The organism is Paractinoplanes toevensis, assembly GCF_018332695.1.
GTDB lineage: Bacteria > Actinomycetota > Actinomycetes > Mycobacteriales > Micromonosporaceae > Actinoplanes > Actinoplanes toevensis.
Genome location: NZ_BOQN01000117.1, coordinates 1 through 21591 on the forward strand (window position 1 = coordinate 1; position 21591 = coordinate 21591).

19 protein-coding genes are annotated in these 21591 nt (G+C 72.1%); 16 read left to right on the forward strand and 3 right to left on the reverse strand.

The features are described from left to right. Positions 1 to 82: 82 nt before the first annotated feature. Together Ato02nite_RS40500 and Ato02nite_RS40505 are read left to right on the forward strand one after the other, a co-directional pair. Positions 83 to 1075 (forward strand): HAD-IIA family hydrolase, encoded by a 993-nt coding sequence (locus Ato02nite_RS40500; RefSeq protein WP_213012013.1) that lies wholly within the window; start codon positions 83 to 85, stop codon positions 1073 to 1075. Positions 1076 to 1124: 49 nt separating this feature from the next. Further along, the gene (locus tag Ato02nite_RS40505) at positions 1125 to 2408 is read left to right on the forward strand and encodes a methyl-accepting chemotaxis protein (RefSeq protein ID WP_213012014.1); all 1284 of its coding nucleotides are present in this window, start codon (positions 1125 to 1127) and stop codon (positions 2406 to 2408) included. On the opposite strand, the gene Ato02nite_RS40510 is transcribed toward Ato02nite_RS40505, so the two are convergent. Then, positions 2405 to 2740: an SCP2 sterol-binding domain-containing protein gene (locus Ato02nite_RS40510; protein WP_213012015.1), complete on the reverse strand. Its 336-nt coding sequence runs from the start codon at positions 2738 to 2740 to the stop codon at positions 2405 to 2407. The genes Ato02nite_RS40505 and Ato02nite_RS40510 overlap by 4 nt on opposite strands. A gap of 126 nt (positions 2741 to 2866) precedes the next feature. On the opposite strand from Ato02nite_RS40510, the gene Ato02nite_RS52710 reads away from it, so the two are divergent. The 13 genes from Ato02nite_RS52710 (at position 2867) to Ato02nite_RS40580 (ending at position 18212) form a co-directional block, all read left to right on the forward strand. Further along, positions 2867 to 3703, forward strand: a complete 837-nt coding sequence (locus Ato02nite_RS52710) for a phasin family protein (protein ID WP_281419887.1) — start codon at positions 2867 to 2869, stop codon at positions 3701 to 3703. 46 nt (positions 3704 to 3749) lie between these two features. Then, positions 3750 to 4043, forward strand: coding sequence for a hypothetical protein (locus Ato02nite_RS40525; RefSeq protein ID WP_213012033.1), 294 nt, complete (start codon positions 3750 to 3752; stop codon positions 4041 to 4043). Beyond that, the gene (locus tag Ato02nite_RS40530) at positions 4043 to 4897 is read left to right on the forward strand and encodes a TlyA family RNA methyltransferase (protein WP_213012016.1); all 855 of its coding nucleotides are present in this window, start codon (positions 4043 to 4045) and stop codon (positions 4895 to 4897) included. The genes Ato02nite_RS40525 and Ato02nite_RS40530 overlap by 1 nt, the downstream gene beginning before the upstream one ends. Then, positions 4898 to 5785, forward strand: coding sequence for an NAD kinase (locus tag Ato02nite_RS40535; RefSeq protein ID WP_213012017.1), 888 nt, complete (start codon positions 4898 to 4900; stop codon positions 5783 to 5785). A 43-nt stretch (positions 5786 to 5828) separates the two neighbouring features. Further along, positions 5829 to 7586, forward strand: coding sequence for a DNA repair protein RecN (recN, locus tag Ato02nite_RS40540; RefSeq protein WP_213012018.1), 1758 nt, complete (start codon positions 5829 to 5831; stop codon positions 7584 to 7586). 125 nt (positions 7587 to 7711) lie between these two features. Next, positions 7712 to 8890, forward strand: coding sequence for a putative cytokinetic ring protein SteA (gene steA / locus Ato02nite_RS40545; RefSeq protein WP_203814652.1), 1179 nt, complete (start codon positions 7712 to 7714; stop codon positions 8888 to 8890). Between the two features lie 18 nt (positions 8891 to 8908). Further along, positions 8909 to 9844, forward strand: a complete 936-nt coding sequence (locus Ato02nite_RS40550; RefSeq protein WP_213012019.1) for a copper transporter — start codon at positions 8909 to 8911, stop codon at positions 9842 to 9844. A gap of 25 nt (positions 9845 to 9869) precedes the next feature. Then, entirely contained in the window at positions 9870 to 10703 is an 834-nt protein-coding gene (locus tag Ato02nite_RS40555) for a hypothetical protein (protein WP_213012020.1), read from the forward strand. Further along, complete coding sequence (murJ, locus tag Ato02nite_RS40560) at positions 10661 to 12406, forward strand: murein biosynthesis integral membrane protein MurJ (protein WP_281419888.1); 1746 nt, start codon at positions 10661 to 10663, stop codon at positions 12404 to 12406. The genes Ato02nite_RS40555 and murJ overlap by 43 nt, the downstream gene beginning before the upstream one ends. 90 nt (positions 12407 to 12496) lie before the next feature. Further along, positions 12497 to 13606, forward strand: coding sequence for a glycosyltransferase family 4 protein (locus Ato02nite_RS40565; protein ID WP_213012021.1), 1110 nt, complete (start codon positions 12497 to 12499; stop codon positions 13604 to 13606). Continuing rightward, positions 13603 to 15822: a hypothetical protein gene (locus tag Ato02nite_RS40570; RefSeq protein WP_246608007.1), complete on the forward strand. Its 2220-nt coding sequence runs from the start codon at positions 13603 to 13605 to the stop codon at positions 15820 to 15822. Before Ato02nite_RS40565 ends, Ato02nite_RS40570 begins: the two co-directional genes overlap by 4 nt. Before the next feature lie 123 nt (positions 15823 to 15945). After that, on the forward strand, positions 15946 to 17634 hold the full coding sequence (pyrG, locus tag Ato02nite_RS40575) for a CTP synthase (RefSeq protein WP_213012022.1): 1689 nt from the start codon (positions 15946 to 15948) through the stop codon (positions 17632 to 17634). After that, positions 17631 to 18212 carry an NUDIX domain-containing protein gene (locus Ato02nite_RS40580; RefSeq protein ID WP_213012023.1) on the forward strand — a complete coding sequence of 194 codons (582 nt, stop codon included), beginning with the start codon at positions 17631 to 17633 and terminating at the stop codon, positions 18210 to 18212. Before pyrG ends, Ato02nite_RS40580 begins: the two co-directional genes overlap by 4 nt. Before the next feature lie 146 nt (positions 18213 to 18358). Here Ato02nite_RS40580 and Ato02nite_RS40585 read toward each other — a convergent pair whose 3' ends face one another. Beyond that, positions 18359 to 19021: an NUDIX domain-containing protein gene (locus tag Ato02nite_RS40585; RefSeq protein WP_213012024.1), complete on the reverse strand. Its 663-nt coding sequence runs from the start codon at positions 19019 to 19021 to the stop codon at positions 18359 to 18361. Between the two features lie 60 nt (positions 19022 to 19081). Between Ato02nite_RS40585 and Ato02nite_RS40590 the strand changes: the two genes are divergently transcribed. Next, positions 19082 to 19867 (forward strand): DeoR/GlpR family DNA-binding transcription regulator, encoded by a 786-nt coding sequence (locus Ato02nite_RS40590; RefSeq protein ID WP_213012025.1) that lies wholly within the window; start codon positions 19082 to 19084, stop codon positions 19865 to 19867. 105 nt (positions 19868 to 19972) lie between these two features. On the opposite strand, the gene Ato02nite_RS40595 is transcribed toward Ato02nite_RS40590, so the two are convergent. Then, positions 19973 to 21517 (reverse strand): M28 family metallopeptidase, encoded by a 1545-nt coding sequence (locus tag Ato02nite_RS40595; protein ID WP_438873110.1) that lies wholly within the window; start codon positions 21515 to 21517, stop codon positions 19973 to 19975. Between the last annotated feature and the right edge of the window lie 74 nt (positions 21518 to 21591).

Sequence of the window (21591 nt, forward strand, 5' to 3'; positions counted from 1 at the left end):
CCGCGGCGAAGAAGAGCGACGCGGACGAGGAGAAGGCCGAAGGGGACGAGTTCGTCGCCGAGGCCGGAAAGCGGCCCCAGGAGTGAGCGACGAGCTGGCGAGCGGCTACGACCTGGTCATCTTCGACCTGGACGGGGTCGTGTACCTCATCGACAAGCCGATTCCGGGCGCGGCCGAAGCGGTTGAGCGGTTGCGCGCGGACGGCACCCCGGTGGCGTACGCGACCAACAACGCCTCTCGCCGGGCGGCCGATGTCGCCGCCCTGCTCACCGGCATGGGTGTCCCGGCGGAGCCGGACGAGGTGCTCAACTCGGCCGGCGCCGCCGCGGCGGTTCTCGCCCAGCGGTTCCCGGCCGGGTCGCCGGTGCTGGTGGTCGGGGCCGAGGCGTTGCGGGCCGAGGTCCGCGAGGTCGGCCTGACCCCGGTCGCCACGTTCGAGGACAAGCCGGTCGCGGTCGTGCAGGGCTACGGGCCGGAGGTCGGCTGGCAGATCCTGGCCGAGGCGGCGCTGTCGGTGCGGGCCGGTGCCACCTGGGTGGCCACCAACACCGACCGCACCCTGCCCAGCCCGCGCGGTCCGCTGCCGGGCAACGGCTCGCTGGTCGCGGTCCTGCGTACGGCGCTGGACCGCGAACCGGACCTGGTCGTCGGCAAGCCGGAACCGGGCCTGTTCACCACGGCGGCGTCGCTGTCGAACTCGGAACGGCCGCTCGCGGTCGGCGACCGGCTCGACACCGACATCCAGGGTGCGGTCGGGGCCGGCATGGACAGCATGCTGGTGCTCACCGGTGTGAGCGGGCCGGCCGAGTTGCTGGCCGCCCCGCCGGAGCGGCGCCCCACCTTCGTGTCGGCCGACCTGAGCGGGTTGTTCCGGCCGGCCGACGAGGCCCGGCTGCCGCTGCGGGCGACGGAGGCGGGCGGCTGGCGGGTGGACGGTTCCACGCTGTCGGGTTCGGGTGATCCGGTGACGGCGCTGCGTCTGCTGTGCGGGACCGTCTGGGACGGCGTACCGCTGGAGGAGCTGACGGCGGACTCGCCGGAAGCGACCGACCTGCTGAAAAAGTGGGGCCTTTAGGATTTCCGAACTTCGCTCGGCGGTCGGTGCGAAAGCCGATGATCGAGGGATGCCGGGCGCTTTCGACAACCTGCCTCGCGGTGCGCGGCTTTCCGAGGCCTCGTGGCGGGACCGTCATCGGATCGTCTCCGGGCTGCTCTGGCTGCACGTGCCGGTCTTCCTGCTGCTCGGCATCCTCGGGCCGCGGTCGACGGCCGAGGCGATCCTGCTGCCGCTGGCCATCGCCGCCATCGCCGCGGGCAGCCGGATGCCGGCGAGCATCGGCGGCCGGTCGACGGTGACCAGCGTCGGGCTCATCGCCTGCACGTTCGTGGCGATCGAGCTGTCCGGCGGGGCCATGTCGACGCACATCCACCTCTACGCGATTCTGATCTTCGTGGCGCTCTACCAGCAGTGGGCGCCGCTGATCGCCTCGGTGCTCGTCGTCGTGGTGCACCACGGGGTGCTGGGCCTGATCAACCCGGAACGGGTGTTCGGCGTGCACCACATGTCCGGTGGTGCGGCGCTGGGGCAGGTCGCGCTGCACGCCGGGCTGGCCGCGGTCGAGGTCACCGGCATCGTGATCTTCTGGCACTTCGCGGAGATGGCCGAGCGGGAGAACGAGGTGCTGGCCGCGCAGGCCGATGAGGCCCGCCGGGCCACCGAGCAGGCCGAGCTGGTCGCCCGCGAGCGGGCGGCGGCCGACCTGCGGCAGCGTTCCGACGAGGCGGCCGAGACCACTCGCCGGATCACCGCGGACGTGCAGGTGATCAGCACCGAGGCGCACGCCGCGATCCGGGCCGTCGCCGCCGTCGACCGCCAGCTCGGCGAGCTGACCACGTCCGTACGGGACATCGCGGAACGGTCCGGCCAGGCGGCCGGCACCGCGGCCGGCGGCATGGCGTCGGCCCGCTCGGCCGGCGACAAGGTGCGTGCGCTGGAGCGCTCGGTCGGCGAGATCGCCGACGTGAACGCGCTGATCGCGTCGCTCGCCGACCAGTCCAACCTGCTCGCGCTCAACGCGACCATCGAGGCGGCTCGGGCCGGGGAGATCGGCAAGGGCTTCGCGGTCGTGGCGAGCGAGGTCAAGGATCTGGCCCGGGAGACCGCCACCTCGGTCGAGCGGGTCAACCAGGTGATCACCGCGATCGTCGCCGAGACGGACGACGTGGCGCAGACGTTCGCCACCACCTCGGACGCGGTCGGCGACATCCACGAGGGGCAGATCACCATCGCCCGGTCGGTGGAGGAGCAGGCCCGGGTGCTGGCCGAGGTCACCGAGCAGCTGAGCGCGGCCACCCAGGCCGCCGACCAGGTGCTGGCCGGACTGGATCGGCTGGCCGCCGCGCGCTAGAGCAGTTTCCGCAACTTGAGCAGGTCGAACGGGTTGGCCTTGACGGCGATCTGGCGGGACGCGATCGCCCTGGTCACGTCGAGTTTCCCGCCGATCAGCGCGATCAGCTCGTCGCTCGCGGCGATCAGCGCGATCTTCGCCTTGGGGTCGTCGCCGTCGGCGATGTCGATCAGCAACCCGTCCTTGAGCCGGGCGTGGAACGCCACTCCGAGGTCGGTGACCCGGGCCGCGAGGGTGCGGTCGAGGTCGAGTTTGCCGCGTGCCTCGGCGTTGCGTTCGAGTCGTGCTGCCAGGTCGTGCAGCGCCTGCCGGCATTCGTCCACCGTGGCCATCCAACTACCTTTCCTCGCGACACCGCCCGCCGTACCGCACCGTACCTCACGACGGCGTGCGAACCGCCCGGTAGCGTGGCACCCGGCGGGAAGCCGTTCACGGGAGATACGGAGAGGACCGGAATCATGCCGGACGCATGGCGGGCGTATCTGGAGATGGCGCTCGGACTGACCGAAGCACCCCGTAAGCGTGCCCAGAAAGCGGTGGGCGACCTGGTCAACCGGGGCGAGGCCACGGCGACGCAGCTGCAGGGCCTGGTCGAAGACCTGATGTCGACCGGCATGGCCAACCGCGAGGCGCTGACCAACATCGTGCGCTACGAGGTGGACAAGGCACTCGGCGTCGTCGGCCTGGCCACGGCCGAGGAGGTCACCGAGCTGACCACCCGCGTCCGCGATCTGGAGAAGGAACTGCGCGCGGCGCAGGCGAAGGCGGACGGCGCGACCGAGCCGGAGGGCAGCCGGCTGGAGAAGCCGGCGCCGCTGCCGCGCAAGGTGGCGAAGAAGGCGGTGGCGAAGAAGGCCGTGAAGGCCACGCCGAACGCGATGCCGGCGGCCGGCACGAAGCCGGCGACCCCGGCGGTGAACGTCGCGGCGGTGCAGCCCGAGGCGGTGCCCACCACGCCGGCGTCCGTGCCGGTCAAGAAGGTGGCGAAGAAGGCCGTCGCTAAGAAGGCCGTGAAGAAGGCGCCCGGCCTGGCCGAGTCGCCGGTCGCCGAGGTCAAGGCGGCCGCGGAAGCGGTCGAGCTCCCGTCGGCCGCGACGCCGGCCGCCGAGGCCGTGGCGGCTTTCGGCCTCGCGCCGGCTGACGCGGCGACCGTCCCCGCGAAGAAGGCGCCGGCGAAGACCGCCGCCGCGAAGAGTGTGCCGGCGAAGAAGACCGCCGCGAGCAACGCGCCGGCCAAGCGGGCGCCCGCGAAGAAGGCGGCCACGAAGGCCGCGCCGACGAACCCGGAGGCCTGAGTTGACCTTCCCGCATTCGCCGCAGCCGGGACCGCGTCCCGGGCCGATGCCCGGCGCTTTCCGGCCCGGTCCGCCGGCGCCGGGTGGCTTCCGGCCCGGCCCGCCGGCCCCGCAGATCAACCCCCAGCAGATCAACACCCAACAACCCGGCCCGCAGCCGTACGCCGAGAGCGGCGTGGCCGCCGAGCGGGGGATCGTCGAGGAGACCGGGCATCCGGCGGTGGACGCCGTGCTGCGGTCGCTCGCCAACGCGGCCCAGCTGGCGCCCGGTGAGCAGATCGCCGCCTACGAGGCCGCGCACCAGGTGCTGCAGGAAACCCTGTCGAGCATCGAGGGCTGATGGCCCGGCGTGCTCGACTCGACGCCGAACTCGTGCGTCGCAAGCTGGCCCGCTCCCGGGAACAGGCCGCCACCCTGGTGGAGGCCGGCCGGGTGCAGGTGCGCGGAACGGTGGCCCGCAAGGTTGCCGCCATGATCGACCCGGCCGACCCGGTGCTGGTCACCGGCGAGGACCCGGCCACCGAGTACGTGTCGCGGGGTGGCCACAAGCTGTTCGGCGCGCTCGCCGCGTTCGGGCCGAGGGGCCTGGCCGTCACCGGCCGGCGCTGCCTGGACGCGGGCGCCTCCACCGGCGGCTTCACCGACGTGCTGCTGCGCGCCGGGGCGGCCCAGGTGGTCGCGGTCGACGTCGGTTACGGCCAGCTGGCCTGGCCGATCCGCAACGACGAACGGGTCGTCGTCATGGAACGCACCAACGTGCGGACCCTGACGCCGGAGGCGATCGGCGGCCCGGTCGGGCTCACTGTGGCGGATCTCTCCTTCATCTCGCTGCGGCTGGTCCTGCCCGCGCTGGCCGCCTGCACGGCCGGTGACGGTGACCTCGCGCTGATGGTGAAACCACAGTTCGAAGTGGGTAAGGAACGGGTCGGCGCGGGCGGAGTGGTGCGCGACTGGCCGCTGCGGGCCGAAGCCGTGGCCGACGTGGCCCGGGCCGCCGCCGTGCTGGGTCTCGGCGTCGCCGGAGTTACCGCGTCGCCGCTGCCGGGGCCGAGCGGCAACGTCGAGTTCTTCGTCTGGTTCCGCCGGGACGCACCACCCGCCGATCGTGCGGAGATCGATCGAGTGGTCGCCGCCGGGCCGTCCGGGGAGGTAGTTTCTGGCGATCCTGCCCCGGCCGCTCCTGAAGGAGATTGAATGATGCGCTCGGCCTTGCTGGTAACGCACACCGGTCGTCGGCAGAGTCTGCAGCACGCCGAAACGGTGGTCCGGGACCTGCTCAGCGCCGGCTTCGAGGTACGGGTGGTCGCCGAGGAGGTGGCTGACCTCGACCTGCCGCCCGAGGTCACGCCGGTCAGTGGCCTGGCCGCGGCCGAGGGGGTCGAGATCGTGCTGGCCCTGGGTGGTGACGGCACGTTCCTGCGGGCGGCCGAGCTGGCCCGGCCGGTGAAGGCGCCGCTGCTCGGCATCAACCTGGGTCACGTCGGCTTCCTGGCCGAGGCCGAGGTCGCCGACATCGAACTGGCCGTGCAGGAGATCGTCAACGGGACGTACAAGGTGGACGAGCGGCTCACGCTCGACGTCCGCGCCGAGTACGACGGCCGGCTGATCGCCGATTCGTGGGCGCTCAACGAGGTCAGCGTCGAGAAGGGGCAGCGGGCGCAGATGCTCGAGCTGCTGGTCGACGTGGACGGCCGGCCGCTGGCCCGCTACGGCTGCGACGGCGTGGTGTGCGCGACCCCGACCGGCTCGACGGCGTACGCGTTCTCGGCCGGTGGCCCGGTGGTGTGGCCCGAGGTGGAGGCGCTGTTGCTGGTGCCGATCAGTGCGCACGCCCTGTTCTCCAAGCCGCTGGTCACCGCGCCGACGTCGTCGTTCGTGCTGACCGTCGACCCGTACACGTCGTTCGCGGTGCTCTGCTGCGACGGCCGCCGCACCTGGGACCTGCCGCCCGGCGCGAAGGTCACGGTGGAGCGTGGGCAGCTCCCGGTCCGCCTGGTGCGGCTGGCGCCGAAACCGTTCACCGACGTGCTGGTGGCCAAGTTCGCTCTCCCGGTGGAGGGCTGGCGCGGCAATCGAAGGTGATCGCGCTGGGCAATTGTCGGTGGGGGCCGATACTGTCTGCGCTGTGCTGGAGGAGTTGCGTATCACCGGGCTCGGCGTCATCGACGACACGACGCTGAAGCTCACGTCGGGTATGAACGTCATCACCGGTGAGACCGGTGCGGGCAAGACCATGGTCGTGACCGGGCTCGGGCTGCTGTTCGGCGGCCGGGCCGACGCCGGGCGGGTGCGTGCCGACCCCGGCCGTGCCGTCGTCGAGGGCCGGTTGCGACTGGGCGGCCCGCTGGCCGACGCCCTGCAGCAGCGCATCACCGAGGCCGGCGCCGAGATCGACGACGACGGCTCGGTCCTGCTCAGCCGCACCGTCACCATCGAGGGCCGGTCCCGCGCGCACGTCGGCGGCCGCAGCATGCCGGTCGCGATGCTGTCCGAGGTGGGCGACCAGGTCCTGGCCGTGCACGGCCAGTCCGACCAGCTGCGCCTGCTGCGCCCGGCCGAGCAGCGCGGCTCGCTCGACCGGTTCGCCGGCCCCGAGCACGAGAAACTTCTCGACACCTACCGCGAGGTGTTCACCCGCTGGCGGGCCGTGGTGGAAGACCTGGCCGACCGCCGGCGCAACGCCCGGGCCCGCTCGCAGGAGGCCGACCTGCTCAAGCTCGGCCTCGACGAGATCACCCGGGTCGACCCGCAGCCGGGCGAGGAGGAGGAGCTGCGCGCCGAGGTGCAGCGCCTCGAGCACGCCGAGGGCCTTCGGATCGCCGCGGCGACCGCGGCCCAGGCGCTGGCCGCCGGAGCCGAGGCCACCGATGACGTCCCCGACGCCACCCAGTTGCTCGGCACCGCCCGCCGCACCCTGGAGGCGCAGTCGTCGGTCGACCCGTCGCTGGCCGACCTGGCCGCCCGGCTGGAGGAGGCGGCGAGCCTGATCGGCGACGTCTCGGCCGAGCTGTCGGCCTATCTGATGTCGCTCGACGCCGACCCGGCCCGTCTCGAGCAGATCTACGAGCGGCGGGCCGAGCTGCGCGGCCTCACCCGGAAATATGCGGACGACGTCGACGGTGTCATCGCCTGGGCCGAGGAGGCCCGCACCAAGCTGGCCGTGCTGGACACCTCCGACGAGGTGCTCGAAGAGCTCGACAAGGAACGGCAGCGGCTGGCCGCCCAGGTGGGCGAGTTCGCCGGGCGGCTGACCGCGGCTCGCGCCGAGGCGGCCGTGCGGTTCTCCGAGGCGGTCAGCGTCGAGCTGGCCGGCCTGGCGATGCCGCACGCCCGCGTCGAGGTCGCGGTCGTCCCGCGCCAAGCCGCCAAGGACGAGCCCGTTCTGTCGCACGAGGGCGTCGACGTGGCGGTCGGCCCGGATGGCGCCGACGAGGTGGAGCTCCGGCTGCTGGCCCACCCCGGTGCGCCGTCCCTGCCGCTGCAGAAGGGCGCGTCCGGCGGCGAGCTGTCCCGGGTCATGCTGGCCATCGAGGTGGTCTTCGCCGGCGCCGGTGGTCCCGAGACGCTGGTCTTCGACGAGGTCGACTCCGGTGTCGGCGGCACCGCGGCGGTCGAGATCGGCAAGCGGCTGGCCCGGCTCGCCCGCACCCACCAGGTTCTCGTCGTCACCCACCTGCCGCAGGTGGCCGCGTTCGCCGACCGGCACCTGGTGGTCGCCAAGGACACCAGCGGTGCGATCACCACAAGCGGGGTGCGTATCGTCGAGGAGACCGAACGCGCTCGTGAGCTCTCCCGGATGCTGGCCGGCCTGCCCGATTCCGACCTGGGCATCGCGCACGCCGAGGAGCTGCTGGCAGTGGCCGGTCGGGAAAAGAGAGGCTGACTCGGATCGGGTTCAGCGGGGGGACTAGCGGGGCCCAAGACTATTTGTAACTTGTGCCCCAATTGTGGGGGAGATCGCGCATGTCGTTCGCGAGGCGGGTGACGCGGCATGTCAGGATGGCCGGGATGCGACTTCCCACCCTACGGCGTGCCCGCAGCCTCGATCCTGAGGCGATCACCGGCACCGCCCGACTCGACCGCCGCACCAAGCGGCTCACCGGCCGACTGCGACCGGGCGACATCGCCGTGATCGATCACGTCGACATCGACCGTGTTGCCGCCGACGCGCTGGTCGCGGCCGGGGTGGCCGTCGTGCTCAACGCCAAGCCGTCGATCTCCGGCCGTTATCCCAACCTGGGCCCCGAGGTGCTGATCAAGAACGGCGTCCTGCTCGTCGACGACCTCGGCGAGGAGGTCTTCGAGCGGCTGCACGAGGGCGACCTGGTCACCGTCGAGGGCGACACCGTCCTGCTGGCCGGCGAGCCGGTCGCGTCCGGGGTCCGGCAGGACTCGGACACCGTGGCGGCCTCCATGGCCGACGCCCGCGAGGGCCTGTCGGTGCAGCTCGAGGCGTTCGCGGCGAACACCATGGACTACCTCAAGCAGGAGCGTGACCTGCTGCTCGACGGCGTCGGCGTGCCCGACGTGCAGACCAAGATCGCCGGCCGGCACGTGCTGATCGTGGTGCGTGGCTACGACTACAAGGACGACCTGGACGTCCTGCGGCCGTACATCCACGAGTACAAGCCGGTGCTGATCGGTGTCGACGGCGGTGCCGACGCGCTGGTCGAGAACGGCTACACCCCCGACATGATCATCGGGGACATGGACTCGGTCACCGACGACGTGCTGCGCTGCGGCGCCGAGGTGGTCGTGCACGCCTACCCCGACGGTCGGGCGCCGGGCCTCGAGCGGGTGCACCAGCTCGACGTGGCCGCCCTGACCTTCCCGGCCGCGGCCACCAGCGAAGACCTGGCGATGCTGCTCGCCGACGAGAAGGGCGCCACCCTGATCGTCGCCGTCGGCACGCACGCCAACCTGGTCGAGTTCCTCGACAAGGGCCGCGGCGGCATGGCCTCGACGTTCCTCACCCGGCTCAAGGTCGGCGGCAAGCTGGTCGACGCCAAGGGGGTGAGCCGGCTCTACCGGCAGAACATCTCCGGGTCGGCCCTGCTGCTCCTGGTGCTCTCCGCGATCGCCGCGATGGCCTCGGCGGTGGCCGTGTCCACGGTCGGCAAGGCGTACCTCACCGTGGTTTCCGAGTGGTGGGACAATCTGGTTTTCCAGCTCGGCCACCTCTTCTAGCAGTTTCGGGGCTTTGTCGTGATCAACTTCCGGTACCACGTCGTGTCGCTCACGGCGGTCTTCCTCGCCCTGGCCATCGGGCTGGTCGTCGGCACCGCCGCGCTCAACGGGCCGGTGGCCGACAACCTGAAGAACCAGATCACCGCGCTGAACAAAGACCTCAGCAGCAAGCGCGACCAGATCAACCAGAACCGCGAAGAGATCAACCGCAGCCAGGAGTTCGCCACCGAGATCGCGCCGTTCTACCTGGCCGACAAGCTCACCACCCGCAAGCTCGCGGTGGTCGCGCTGCCCGGCACGAGCGAGTTCGCCGACGCGGTCATCTCGATGCTGAAGGTGGCCGGCGCCACGGTCACCGCCAAGGTCACGGTGCAGGACAAGTTCTTCGACCCGAACATGAACATCGAGCTGCTCGACCTGGCCGGGCAGTCCTCCCAGCCGAGCATCCAGATGGAGAACCTGCCGCTCAACAGCGACGGAGTCGAGACGGCGAGTGCGCAGATCGCCTCGGCGCTGCTGCAGCACACCGGCACCCAGCAGCCCAGCGCCAACGACGTGACGGCCCTGCTCACGGCGTACACCAAAGGCAGTTACATCTCGGTCGACAAGGGTGCCCTGGGCGGCGCCGAAGGTGCCGTGATCATCTCCGGCGAGCCGTACACCGACAAGGACGCGGCCAAGAAGAACGCGGCCGGGGTGACCATGGCCACCCAGTTCAGCAAGGCCAAGCCGCTGGTCGTGGCCGGTCTCGGGGTCGGCGACGGCAACGTGATCTCGGCGGTCCGCGGCGACCCGACGCTGGTCAAGGACATCTCCACGGTGGACAACGCGAGCACCGTGCAGGGCCAGGTCGCGACCGCGATGGTCACCTCCGAGCGGCTGGTGCAGGGCAAGGTCGGCCAGTACGGCCTGAACGCCGGCGCCTCCTCGCTGGTGCCGAAGGCCGCCTCATAGCGGTCGGCCACTAAGCTTTCCAGCCATGGCCACTGGAGTCCTCCGGTCGTTCGGCGTCGGTGCATCCGCCGCCCGCGGCGCGCTCGCCTGGATCCGTCGCGACCCCAAGTCGGCGGCGCTGGACCGCACGAACTTCCACGGCCGCACGGTCAGCCTGGCCGGCGGTCCCGCCCTCGCTCTCGGCGCCACCGCCGGTGCGGCCCTCGGCGCCCCGTCGGCCCGGGTGTCGGCCGCCGTGGTCACCGCGGGCGTCGTCTCCGGCGCGGTCGGCCTCTACGACGACATCGTCGGCGGCCGGCCCGAGCAGAAGGCGTTCAAGGGTTTCGCCGGGCACCTCGGCGCGCTGCGCGAGGGCCAGGTCACCAGCGGCCTCCTCAAGATCGCCGGGGTGGGCGCGGCCGGGCTGGCCGCCTCCGCCCTGATCGGCAGCCGCCGGTCGAGCTTCCTCGGCCGCGGCACCGACGTGCTGCTCGGCGCCGGGGTGATCGCCGGGATGGCCAACGTCGTCAACCTGCTCGACCTGCGGCCGGGCCGGGCGATCAAGGCCGGCGTCGCGGTCGGTGCGCCCCTCGCACTCGGTAAGGGCGGGGGAGTGGCGGCCGGCGCGCTGGGCGCCTCCGCCGCCCTGCTGCCGGACGACCTCGGCGAGGAGATCATGCTGGGCGACGCGGGCGCCAACGCGCTCGGCGCCCTGCTGGGCGTGGCGCTGACCGCCCGCACCGGTACGGCGGGACGGTTCGCGGCACTCGCCGGGCTCGCCGCGCTCACCGCCGCCAGCGAGAAGGTCAGCTTCACCAAGGTCATCAACGACACCCCGTGGCTGCGCCGGCTCGACGAGCTCGGCCGCCGGTCGGCGTGACGGCCCGCTCCGCGACGAAGCTTGCCGGCGCCGCGGCGCTGATCACCGTCCTGACGGTCGTCGCCCGGATCGCCGGGTTCGCCCGCACCTTCGTCTTCCTGCACACCGTCGGCATCCACGACCTCGCCAACATCTACAACGCCGCCAACACCATCCCGAACATCGTCTTCGAGCTGGTCGCCGGCGGCGCGCTGGCCAGCCTCGTGGTGCCGCTGTTGGCTGGGCACGTGGTCGCCGGGGACACCGAGCGGGTCGGCACGGTCACCTCGGCGCTGCTCACCTGGGTGCTCGTGCTGATGGTGCCGCTCGCGGTGCTGGTCGCCCTGCTGGCCGGCCCGATCGCCGGACTGCTGCCCGATGTGCCCCCCGACCATCAGGAGACCGCGGCGAGCATGCTGCGGGTCTTCGCGCCGCAGTTGCCGCTCTACGGGATCGGGATCGTGCTCACCGGCGTCCTGCAGGCGCACCACCGGTTCGCCTGGCCGGTGATCGCGCCGCTGCTGTCCAGCGTCACCGTGATGGGTGCCTACCTGACCTACGCGATGGTCGACGGGGCCAAGAGCGACTTCGGCGGGCTCACCCGTACCGGTGAACTCACCCTGTCGGTGGGCACCAGCCTGGGTGTCGTCGTTCTCGCCCTGTGCCTGCTGATCCCGCTGCGGCGGCTGCACCTGCCGCTGCGGCCCACCCTGCGCTTTCCCGGCGGAGAGGGGCGGCAGGCGGTGCGGCTCGGCTGGGCCGGCGCGGTTACCGTGGGTTCCCAGCAGATCATGACGGTCGTGGTGATCGCGCTGGCCGTGAGCGGCGCGCTGACCGCCTACAACGCCGCCCAGACGGTGTTCCTGCTGCCGTGGGCGGTGCTGGCGGTGCCGCTGGCGACGGCGGTCTACCCGACCCTCGCCGCGGCCGCCACGCGCGGCGACGAGGAGGCCTACCGCTCGTCGCTGTCGGCGACCGCGCGCACCGTGACGCTGCTCGCCGGCCTCGGCGCGGCGGCCCTGGTGGCGCTGGCCGGCCCGATCGCGCACCTCATCGACGCCGTCCCCGCCGAAAACGGGATTGTCGGATTTGCGCCCGGGCTTTTCGGATATGCGCTGTTCGCGCTGCTGTCCCGGGCGCTCTACGCACGGGGGGCCACGGTCGCGGCGGCCGTCTCCACGGCGGTGGGCTGGCTGGTCGCCGCTGCGGTGGCGCTGCTCCTGGCAGCCTCCGGAAGTCTCCGCGGCGACGGTTCGGCCGATGGGGGCGGCACGTCGGGCGTTTCTGGACTCGGCTCGGCCGGTGGGGGTGGCACGTCGGGGGGTCAGGGGCTCGGCTCGGCCGGTGATGGCGGGGCGTCGGACGCTCTTGGGCTCGGCTCGGCCGGTGGGGGTGGCATCCCGGATGTCGTCGGGCTGGGGCTGGCCAGCGCGGTCGGCATGACCGTGCTCGGGGTGCTGCTCGTTCTCGCGGTGCGGCGGCATGCCGGGCCCGAAGCGCTGGCGGGGCTGGGCCGGGCGACGGTCGTCGGTATCGTAGCCGCCGGAGTCGCCGCGCTCGCCGGACGAGCGGTGGTCGGATTTTCCGGACATTTAGCACTGGTGCAAGGCCTGTGCGGCGGCGTCGCGGTGCTTCTGGTGTTCGGCGCGGTGGCCTACCCGCTCGCCGGGCGCGACCTCGCGCCGCTGGTCCGCAGGCTCAAGCGGGCAGGCGCACGCAACTAGCGCCGAGGCGCAGGGGACAGGCGCGCAGGCGCATGCACTTGGCGCCGAGGCGCCGGGAACAAGGCGCGAAGGCGCACGGAAGGGGAACGCGTGATCGAGGACGACGGCTGGCGCGGCTCGGTGGCGCTGGTGCTGGCCTCCAGCACCGGTGGGATCGGGCAGCACGTCGCGTCCCTAGCCCGGGGCCTGCGTGCGGCCGGCTGCGAGGTGCTGGTCTGCGGCCCGGCCGCCACCGATGAGCTGTTCGGCTTCACCGCCGGTGGCGCCACCTTCGTCCCGGTCGAGATCCCGGCCAACCCCGGCGCGCAGGACGCCGGCGCGGTCCGGCAGCTCAAGGCCGCGCTCGCCGGCCGGCCGATCGACGTGGTGCACGCGCACGGGCTGCGGGCCGGCTTCGTCGCCGGGCTGGCCCGGCCGGGTGTGCCGCTGATCGTCACCTGGCACAACGCGGTCCTCGCCAAGGGGCTGCGCGGGCAGGCGTCGGCGCTGGTCGAGCGGATCGTCGCACGCAGCGCCACGCTCACCCTCGGCGCCTCCGACGACCTGGTCGACCGGGCCCGCGCGGTCGGCGCCCGTAGTGTGCGGCTCGGCGCGGTCGCCGCGCCCACCCTCAAACCGGCCAAGCGCACCCGCGCCGCGGTGCGGGCCGAGTTCCGCCTCAAGCCGGACACCCCGATGATCCTCACGGTCGGCCGGCTGCACCCGCAGAAGCGCTACGACCTGCTGGTCGACGCGGCCGCCCGGTGGCGTGACCTGGACCCGGCCCCGGTGGTCGTGGTGGCCGGCTCCGGGCCCAGCTACATGTCACTGGCCCAGCGCTCCTCCGAACGGCACGCGCCGTTCTACCTGCTCGGGCATCGTAAGGACGTGCCCGATCTGCTCGCCGGGGCCGACCTGGCCGTGGTCACCAGCGACTGGGAGGCCCGGCAACTGTTCACCCAGGAGGCGCTGACCGCGGGCGTGCCGCTGATCGCCACCGCGGTGGGTGGCGTGCCCGGCCTGGTCGACGACGCGGCCGTGCTGATCCCGCCCGGCGATCTGGACGCGCTCGACACCGCCGTGCGGGAGATGCTGGCCGACCCGGCGATGCGCGCCGACTACCGCGAGCGTGGCCTGCAACAGGCCGCGACCTGGCCGACCGAGGCGGACACGGTGGCGAACGTGCGGGCCGTGTACGCCGAAGTGACGGCGCACGGGTGAGGGCACTCGACCGCCTCCGCCGGGTCCGGCCGTTCGACATCCCGGCCGGTCGGCGGGCCGCGACCTGGGTCCCGTACGCCCTGGTTCTGCTGGCCGCCGCGGCGAGCCTGGCCGGCCTGGCCATCCGCCCGGCCGCCGGGCCGTCGCAGCAGACCGTCGACTACGTGATCGTGGCCGGCGCCGCCGGGCTGCGCTGGGACGACCTCGACCCGCAGACCACCCCGGCGCTGTGGCAGGAGGCCACCGAGGGCTCGATCGGCTGGCTGTCGGTGCGCTCGGCGCAGCGTGTCACCTGCCCGTCGGACGGCTGGCTCACGCTCGGCGCCGGCAACTACGCCGCCTACCCGCGCGCCTCCGGCGGTGCCTGCCAGGCGCCCGCGCCCGAGCTCACCCAGCCGGACGCGATCGGCGCCAACATCACCAACCAGCGCAACATCGTCCGCGACAACCAGGACAAGCTTCCGTACGGCGCGGTGCCGGGCTCGCTCGCCGAGTCGGTGCGCTGCACCGTCGCGGTCGGTCCCGGTGCCGCCATCGCGGCCGCCCGCCCGTTCGGCCGCGTCGACCAGTACGCGGCGGTGCTGCCGGACGATCCCAAGACCCTGCTGTCCGACTGCGTCCTGAGCTTCGTCGACCTCGGCACCATCAGCGGTTCCGGTGCGTCCCGCAAGGCCGCCGTCGCCGCGGCCGACGCCGTGCTGGCCCGGGTCGTCGCGGCCCGCCCCGAGCGGTCGCTGCTGCTGGTGGCCGGTGTCTCCGACACCGATCAGGGCTCCCGGCTGCACGTCGCGATCGCCGAGGGCGAGGGCTGGAACGGCGGCTGGCTCACCTCGACCGGCACCGGCCGGGACGGCTACCTGCAACTGATCGACCTGGCCCCGACCGTGCTCACCGCGCTCGGCAAGTCATCACCGGAGAAGCTGTTCGCCGGGCGGGCCGCCACCGTCGTACCGGGCAAACCCGCCGATGTCGCCGACGCCGTGCAGGGCACCCACGACGCCGACCGGCGGGCCAGCGCGCAGCGCGGCGTCGCCGCGATCTTCTTCGCCGTGGTGGCCATCCTCGACCTGCTGCTGTACGCGCTGATCGTGCCGGTGATGGTCCGCGCCCGCCGGCACAGTGGACCCAAGGGCCCGGCCCTGCCCTCGGCCCGGGTCGTCACCGTCGTCGAGCTCGCGCTGATCGCCGCCGCGCTGGCCATCCCGGCCGCGCTGCTCGCCGACGCCTCCCCGTGGTGGCGCGGAGGACACCCGGCCTGGGCGTTCGGGCTGGTCACCGGCGCGCTGATCATCGCCGGGACGGCCCTGGTGCGGGCCTCGCCGCGCTACCGGCGGACTTTGTGGCCGCTGGCCGCGGCGGCCGCGATCGGCGCCATCGTGGTCGGTATGGATCTGCTCACCGGCGCCCAGTTGCAGCTCAACGGCGTGGCCGGGTATTCGGCGACCACCGGCGCGCGGTACGCGGGGGTGGGCGGCGTCGGGCTCGGGGTCTTCGTCGCCGGGCTGCTCGTGCTGGCCGGCTGCCTCGCGCAGCTGGTGGCCAAGACGTGGCGGCCGGTGATCTTCGTGCTGCTCGGCGGGGTCGGCGTGGTGATGGTCGGCAGCCCTTACCTGGGGGCCGACCCGATCGGCGCGATCGCGGTCACCGCCGGGGTGTGCGTGGCCGCCGCGATCAGCACCGGCGGCTGGCTCACGTTCCCCCGATTCGCCTGGGCGGCCCTCGCCGGGCTCGGCGTCACGATCGGGTTCGCGGTGATGGACCTGCGCCGGCCCGAACTCGAACAGGGCAGCCTCGGCCGGTTCCTCACCCAGCTCGCCGGCGGCAGCGGCGGCCCGGCCATGCAGCGCGCCGCCGCGGCCAACGGGGAAACCCTGCTGCAGAGCCCGCTGACGATCCTGGCGCTGATCGGCATAGTCATGCTGGCCTTCTGCCAGTTCTCGCCCTGGGGCGGTCTCAACCGGTTGTTCGGGCTGCACCCGGCGATCCGCGCGGCCGGGGCGGGCACCACCGTCGCCACCGCGATCGCCGGCGTCCTCGGTGGCTCGGCGCTGACCGTGGCCGGGGCGGCCGCCGCGTTCGCGGTTCCGGTCGCGGTGCTGACCGCGCTGCGGGTCCTGCTGCACGCCGCCGACCGCACCCGGCCCGAGGGGGAGACCGACGGCCCGGGTGGTCCGGCATTACGCAAATCCGACGAAGATCACTTAGCTGCACACTGACACGCGCTGCGACCAGCCCCAACGTGCGTCCGCGTTCTCAGGTGTTACGGTGGACTCCCGTGGAGGGGGGCGCTGAGCCCCGGTCTGCATGTCGGATCTACAGACAACCCACGGGAGCGGGCGTTGGCCTCATCAGTGCGCGACACGCGGCACATCTTCGTCACCGGGGGCGTCGCCTCCTCGCTGGGCAAGGGCCTCACCGCCTCCAGCCTCGGCAATCTTCTGACCGCGCGCGGACTGCGGGTCGTCATGCAGAAGCTCGACCCCTACCTCAACGTCGATCCCGGCACGATGAACCCTTTCCAGCACGGTGAGGTCTTCGTCACGGAGGACGGCGCGGAAACCGACCTCGACGTCGGTCACTACGAGCGGTTCCTCGACCGGTCGCTGTCCGGCAAGGCGAACGTGACCACCGGGCAGGTCTACTCGGCGGTCATCGCACGGGAGCGGCGCGGCGAGTACCTGGGCGACACGGTTCAGGTCATTCCGCACATCACGAACGAGATCAAGAGCCGGATCTTCGCGATGGCCGACCCGGACGAGTCCGGCCGGGTGCCGGACGTCGTGATCACCGAGGTCGGCGGCACGGTCGGGGACATGGAGTCGCTGCCGTTCCTCGAGGCGATCCGCCAGGTGCGGCACGAGGTGGGCCGCGATCACGTCTTCTACCTGCACGTCTCGCTGGTGCCCTACCTGGCGCCGTCGGGCGAGCTGAAGACCAAGCCGACCCAGCACTCGGTGGCGGCGCTGCGCAACATCGGTATCCAGCCGGACGCGCTGATCTGCCGCAGCGACCGGGAGCTGCCGGAGAAGCTCAAGCACAAGCTCGCGCTCTACTGCGACGTCGACCGCGAGGCCGTCATCGCCTGCCCGGACGCGCCGAGCATCTACGACATTCCCAAGGTGCTGCACCGCGAGGGCCTCGACGCGTACGTCGTACGCCGTCTCGGTCTTTCGTTCCGTGATGTCGACTGGGCGACCTGGGACGATCTGCTGCACCGGGTGCACCACCCGAAGCGGACCATCACGATCGCGCTGGTCGGGAAGTATGTGGACCTGCCCGACGCGTACCTGTCGGTGAGCGAGGCCATCCGGGCCGCCGGTTTCGCCAACAACGTCAAGATCCAGCTGCGCTGGGTGCCCAGCGACGACTGCGAGACGATGGCGGGCGCCGCCGTCGCCCTGAAGGGCGTCGACGGCATCGTCATTCCGGGCGGGTTCGGCGTCCGCGGCATCGAGGGCAAGGTCAACACTTCGAAGTACGCCCGTGAGCACCAGATCCCGATCCTCGGCCTGTGCCTGGGCCTGCAGTGCATGACGATCGACGCGGCCCGCAACATGGCCGGGCTCACCGGGGCCAACTCGCTGGAGTTCGACGAGCGCGCGCCCTACCCGGTCATCTCCACGATGGCCGATCAGCAGGACATCGTGGCCGGCAAGGGCGATCTGGGGGGCACGATGCGCCTCGGTGCCTACCCGGCGCTGCTGAAGGAGGGCTCGGTGGTCTCCGGCGTGTACGGCGGCGAGACCGAGATCTCCGAGCGGCACCGGCACCGCTACGAGGTCAACAACGACTACCGGGACAAGCTCTCGCAGGCCGGCCTGGTCTTCTCCGGCACCTCGCCGGACGGGCGCCTGGTCGAGTTCATCGAGCTTCCCAAAGAGGTGCACCCGTACTTCGTGGCCACCCAGGCGCACCCGGAGCTGAAGAGCCGGCCGACCCGCCCGCACCCGCTCTTCGACGGCCTGGCCAAGGCCGCCGTCGAGTACGCGGCGGCGGACGAGCTCCCGGTCGAGGTCGAGACGGTATGACCGGGTTCGCGCACGAGACGGTCTCCCGTTCCTCGCGCTACGAAGGGCCGATCTTCACGGTCTTCACCGACCAGGTGACCATGTCCGGCGGTAGCACCGCGAACCGGGACGTGGTGCAGGCCAAGGGTGCGGTCGGCGTGGTCGCGATCGACGAGGTGGGGCGGGTCGCGCTGATCTGCCAGTACCGGCACGCCGTCGGCAAGCGGCTGTGGGAACTGCCCGCCGGGCTGCGCGACGTGGCCGGCGAGGACCTGGTCGTGGGTGCCGCCCGGGAGCTGGCCGAGGAGGCCGACCTGCGGGCCGGCCGCTGGGACCTGCTCATCGACCTGCACACCTCGCCCGGCTTCACCGACGAGTCGATCCGGATCTTCCTGGCCCGCGAGCTGACGCCGGTGCCGGACGCGGACCGGCACAACCGCACCGACGAGGAGGCCGACATCGAGACGGCCTGGTTCGACCTCGACGAGGCGGTCGCCATGGTCTTCCGCGGCGAGATCACCAACGCCGCGGCGGTCGGTGGCGTGCTCGCCACCGCCCGGGCCCGCGACGAGGGCTGGGCGACGCTCCGGCCGGTCTAACGTTCCTAGCTCTAACGTTCCTAGCTCTAACGTTCCTAGCTCTAACGTTAGCGGCCCTAACGTTCGTGGCTCTAACGTTCGTGGCTCTAACGTTCGTGGCTCTAACGTTCGTGGCTCTAACGTTCGTGGCTCTAACGTTCTCGGTTCTAACGGTTGCTCAGTGGGCCGCTCAGCGCGGCCCACTGCAGCAGCATGATCGTCTTGGCGTCGGCGATGCGGCCGTCGGCGATCCACTTCAGGGCCTCGTCGAACGGGATCTCCACCGCCTCGATGTCCTCGCCCTCCGCCGCCACGCCGCCGCCCGCGCCGGTGCGGTCGGCCGGGGTGTACGGCGCCGCGTAGAAGTGCAGCCGTTCGGTGACCGAACCCGGGCTCATCCAGACCTTGAACACCTCTTCCAGCTCGCCGACGGTCACGCCCAGCTCCTCGGCGGCCTCTCGGCGGATCGCCTGCGCCGGGTCGTCGTCGTCCAGCAAGCCGGCCGCGGCTTCCACGAGCATGCCGTCGGGGTGGCCGTTGACATATGCCGGATAGCGGAACTGCCTGGTCAGCAGCACTGTGCGGCGCTCCGGGTCGTACAGCAGGACGGTCGCGCCGTCGCCTCGGTCGTAGGTCTCGCGCTGCTGCCGCGACCAGTGGCCGTCCGGATGCCGGTAGTCGTAGGTGGTGCGGCGCAGCACGTGCCAGGCCGTCGCGAGCAGCTCGACGTCGCGGATCACGACGTCCGGGTTGCCGGTCAGGTCGCGGCCCGTTCGGTCGAGCGCGGTGCGGCCGCGGGCATCCGGCACGTCGATCCCTGGTGTGGTCATGGCATCGGACCGTACACTGCGAAACGTGCAAGAGTCGACAAGAACAAGGAAGAACACGTAATGCTCCCGGCCGAGCGGCGCGACTTTCTCCTGGCCCGGCTGCGGTCGACCGGGAAGGTGGTGGCCAAGGACATAGCCGCCGAGATCGGGGTGGCCGAGGACAACATCCGCCGGGACCTGCGCGAGATGGCCGCCGCCGGGCTGTGCCAGCGGGTCTACGGCGGCGCGCTGCCGGCGGCGCCGGCGGAGGCCGACTACGCGACGCGTACGACGGTGGCGGCCGACAGCAAACGCCGGGTCGCGGGGCTCGCGGCGGCGCTGATCCCGGCCGGCGGCACGGTGATCCTCGACGGGGGCACCACCGCGCTCGCCGTGGTCGCGGCGCTGCCGGCCGACCTGTCCGCCACGATCGTGACGCACAGCCCGACGGTGGCCGCCGCCCTGGTCGCGCATCCCACCGTGGACGTCTACGTGCTGGGTGGGCGGCTGTTCAAGCACTCGGCGGTCACCTCCGGGGCCGCTACCACCGAGGCCGCGTCCCGGATCACGGCGGACGTCTTTCTGCTCGGTGTGACCGGGGTTCATCATCGGGCCGGGCTGACCACCGGTGATCCGGACGAGGCGGCCATGAAACGGGTGCTGGCGTCGCGGGCGGCCGAGACCTATGTGCTGGCCAGTGCGGAGAAGGTCGGGGTGGCGTCGCCGTTCGGGGTGCTGCCGCTGTCCGAGGTGGCCGGGGTGGTCACGGACGTTCCCGCCGACCACCCGGAACTGGGTCGTCTCCGCGACGCCGGAGTGTCGTTGATCTTGCCGCGGGCCCGCCCGGCGGGGGCGCGCGGAGAATGAGCCGCAGTCGGCGGGACTGCGTCGACGGGACTTCTCATGCCCGTATTTATCAAAAGGCCGACATCCCCGAATTGCTGGGGATGTCGGCCTTCCCGGCCCGGTGGATCAGCTTCTCGTGATGGTGATGTTGTCGACCGCGGCCTCGACCAGCGACGCGGTGCCGGTGTCGGCGGCGCCGATCTCCAGGCGGACGGTCTGGCCGGCGTAGGCGGACAGGTTCACCGTGGAGGTCGTCCAGGCGGCGGCCTTGTTGCTGGCCGCGGCGGCCTGCGTGAAGACCGTCGTCGAGGTGCTGCCGGAGACGACCCGGATGCGGAAGTAGTCGGCGCTGGTCGCGTTGTTGAGGTACGCGAGGTACCAGGCGAGGCTCAGCGTCAGCGTTCCGGTCGGGAGCGTGATCGACGGCGACAGGATCGTGGTGAGCCCCCCGTCGACGTCGTCGGCGCCCGCACTCGCCCCCGCCGTCGCACCGGTGACCAGTTCATAGGAGCCTCCCGCGGGGGTGCCCAGCTGGGTCGTCACGCCGCTCGAGGTGGTCGCGCCCGGCGTGCCCCGCTCGAACCGGCCCGAGGTCGCGGTGTCGGCGGTGCCCGCGGTCCAGCCCGTTGCGGTCTCGAACGTGTCGGAGAAAACGGTCGAACCGGTCGGCGGTGTTCCGCCGGCTGACAATGTCCACACGGTATAGGCGATCGCGTCGGAGTTGCGGTCCAGCGCGGTGTCGTTGATGTTCGAGATGGTGTCGCAGCTCGCGTGATAGCAGGGATCGAACGTCGTCGCGGTGCCGCCCCAGAGGGTGACCTGCGCGGCGGTCTTGCGGCCCTCGGCGCCGGTGAAGATGCCGCCCGCCGGGATGCCGGCCGAGATGAACGGGCCGTAGTCGCTGCGGCCGTCGAAGTCGGTGCCGCGGGTCGGCACGCCGATCGTCGTGTAGTAGTCGGCCAGGGTCTGCTCGATCAGCGCGGAACCGGCGGGACCGGGGCCCGAGCCGGTGTTGTCCGAGTTGTCGCCGTCGTACAGGAAGTAACCCGGGTTGGGGGAGCCGACCATGTCGAAGTTGAGGTAACCGGTGATCGCGGCCTTCTGCGCCGTGGTCAGCGAGTTGACGTAGGCGGTCGAGCCGCGCAGGCCCAGTTCCTCGGCACCCCACCAGCCGAAACGCAGGTGGCGGGTGGGCTGGTAGCCGGCGCGCGCCACCGCGAGGGCGACCTCCAGGTTGGCGGCCGAGCCGGAGCCGTTGTCGTTGATGCCCGGTCCGGCCGTCACGCTGTCCAGGTGGGCGCCGATCATCAGGGTGTTGCTCGTGTTGCCGCCGGGCCAGTCGGCGATCAGGTTGTAGCCGGTGGCGCCGTTGTAGGTGAAGCTCTGCTGGGTCGTGGTGAAGCCGGCCGCGTCGAGCAGACCCTTCACATAGGTCACCGAGGCGAGGTAACCGGGGCGGCCGTGGGCGCGGTTGCCGCCGTTCGCGGTGGCGATGCTCTGCAGCTGGCTGAGGTGGGCCTTGACGTTCGTCACCGAGATGTCGGGGGCGGCGGCGATCTGGGCGGCTGTCGGTGCCGCGCCGGCCGAGGACGTGGCCACCGCGGTCAAGCCGGCGGCCAGTGCCGCCACGCCGGCGACGGCCAGCAGGGGTCGCAGGGGAAGTGCTTGCACGAAGTTCCTCCGGGTGGCTAGGACGAGAGCGTCCGCTGATCCTTGCATCGAGGATTGTCGAAGCAACCATCCCG

Excerpts from the sequence above, each read along its gene's own strand:
- Ato02nite_RS40505 (WP_213012014.1), top strand. The coding sequence starts at position 1,125 with ATGCCGGGCGCTTTCGACAACCTGCCTCGCGGTGCGCGGCTTTCCGAG.
- Ato02nite_RS40510 (WP_213012015.1), bottom strand. The coding sequence starts at position 2,740 with ATGGCCACGGTGGACGAATGCCGGCAGGCGCTGCACGACCTGGCAGCA.
- Ato02nite_RS52710 (WP_281419887.1), top strand. The coding sequence starts at position 2,867 with ATGCCGGACGCATGGCGGGCGTATCTGGAGATGGCGCTCGGACTGACC.
- Ato02nite_RS40525 (WP_213012033.1), top strand. The coding sequence starts at position 3,750 with ATGCCCGGCGCTTTCCGGCCCGGTCCGCCGGCGCCGGGTGGCTTCCGG.
- Ato02nite_RS40530 (WP_213012016.1), top strand. The coding sequence starts at position 4,043 with ATGGCCCGGCGTGCTCGACTCGACGCCGAACTCGTGCGTCGCAAGCTG.
- Ato02nite_RS40535 (WP_213012017.1), top strand. The coding sequence starts at position 4,898 with ATGATGCGCTCGGCCTTGCTGGTAACGCACACCGGTCGTCGGCAGAGT.
- steA (WP_203814652.1), top strand. The coding sequence starts at position 7,712 with ATGCGACTTCCCACCCTACGGCGTGCCCGCAGCCTCGATCCTGAGGCG.
- Ato02nite_RS40555 (WP_213012020.1), top strand. The coding sequence starts at position 9,870 with ATGGCCACTGGAGTCCTCCGGTCGTTCGGCGTCGGTGCATCCGCCGCC.
- Ato02nite_RS40580 (WP_213012023.1), top strand. The coding sequence starts at position 17,631 with ATGACCGGGTTCGCGCACGAGACGGTCTCCCGTTCCTCGCGCTACGAA.
- Ato02nite_RS40585 (WP_213012024.1), bottom strand. The coding sequence starts at position 19,021 with ATGACCACACCAGGGATCGACGTGCCGGATGCCCGCGGCCGCACCGCG.
- Ato02nite_RS40590 (WP_213012025.1), top strand. The coding sequence starts at position 19,082 with ATGCTCCCGGCCGAGCGGCGCGACTTTCTCCTGGCCCGGCTGCGGTCG.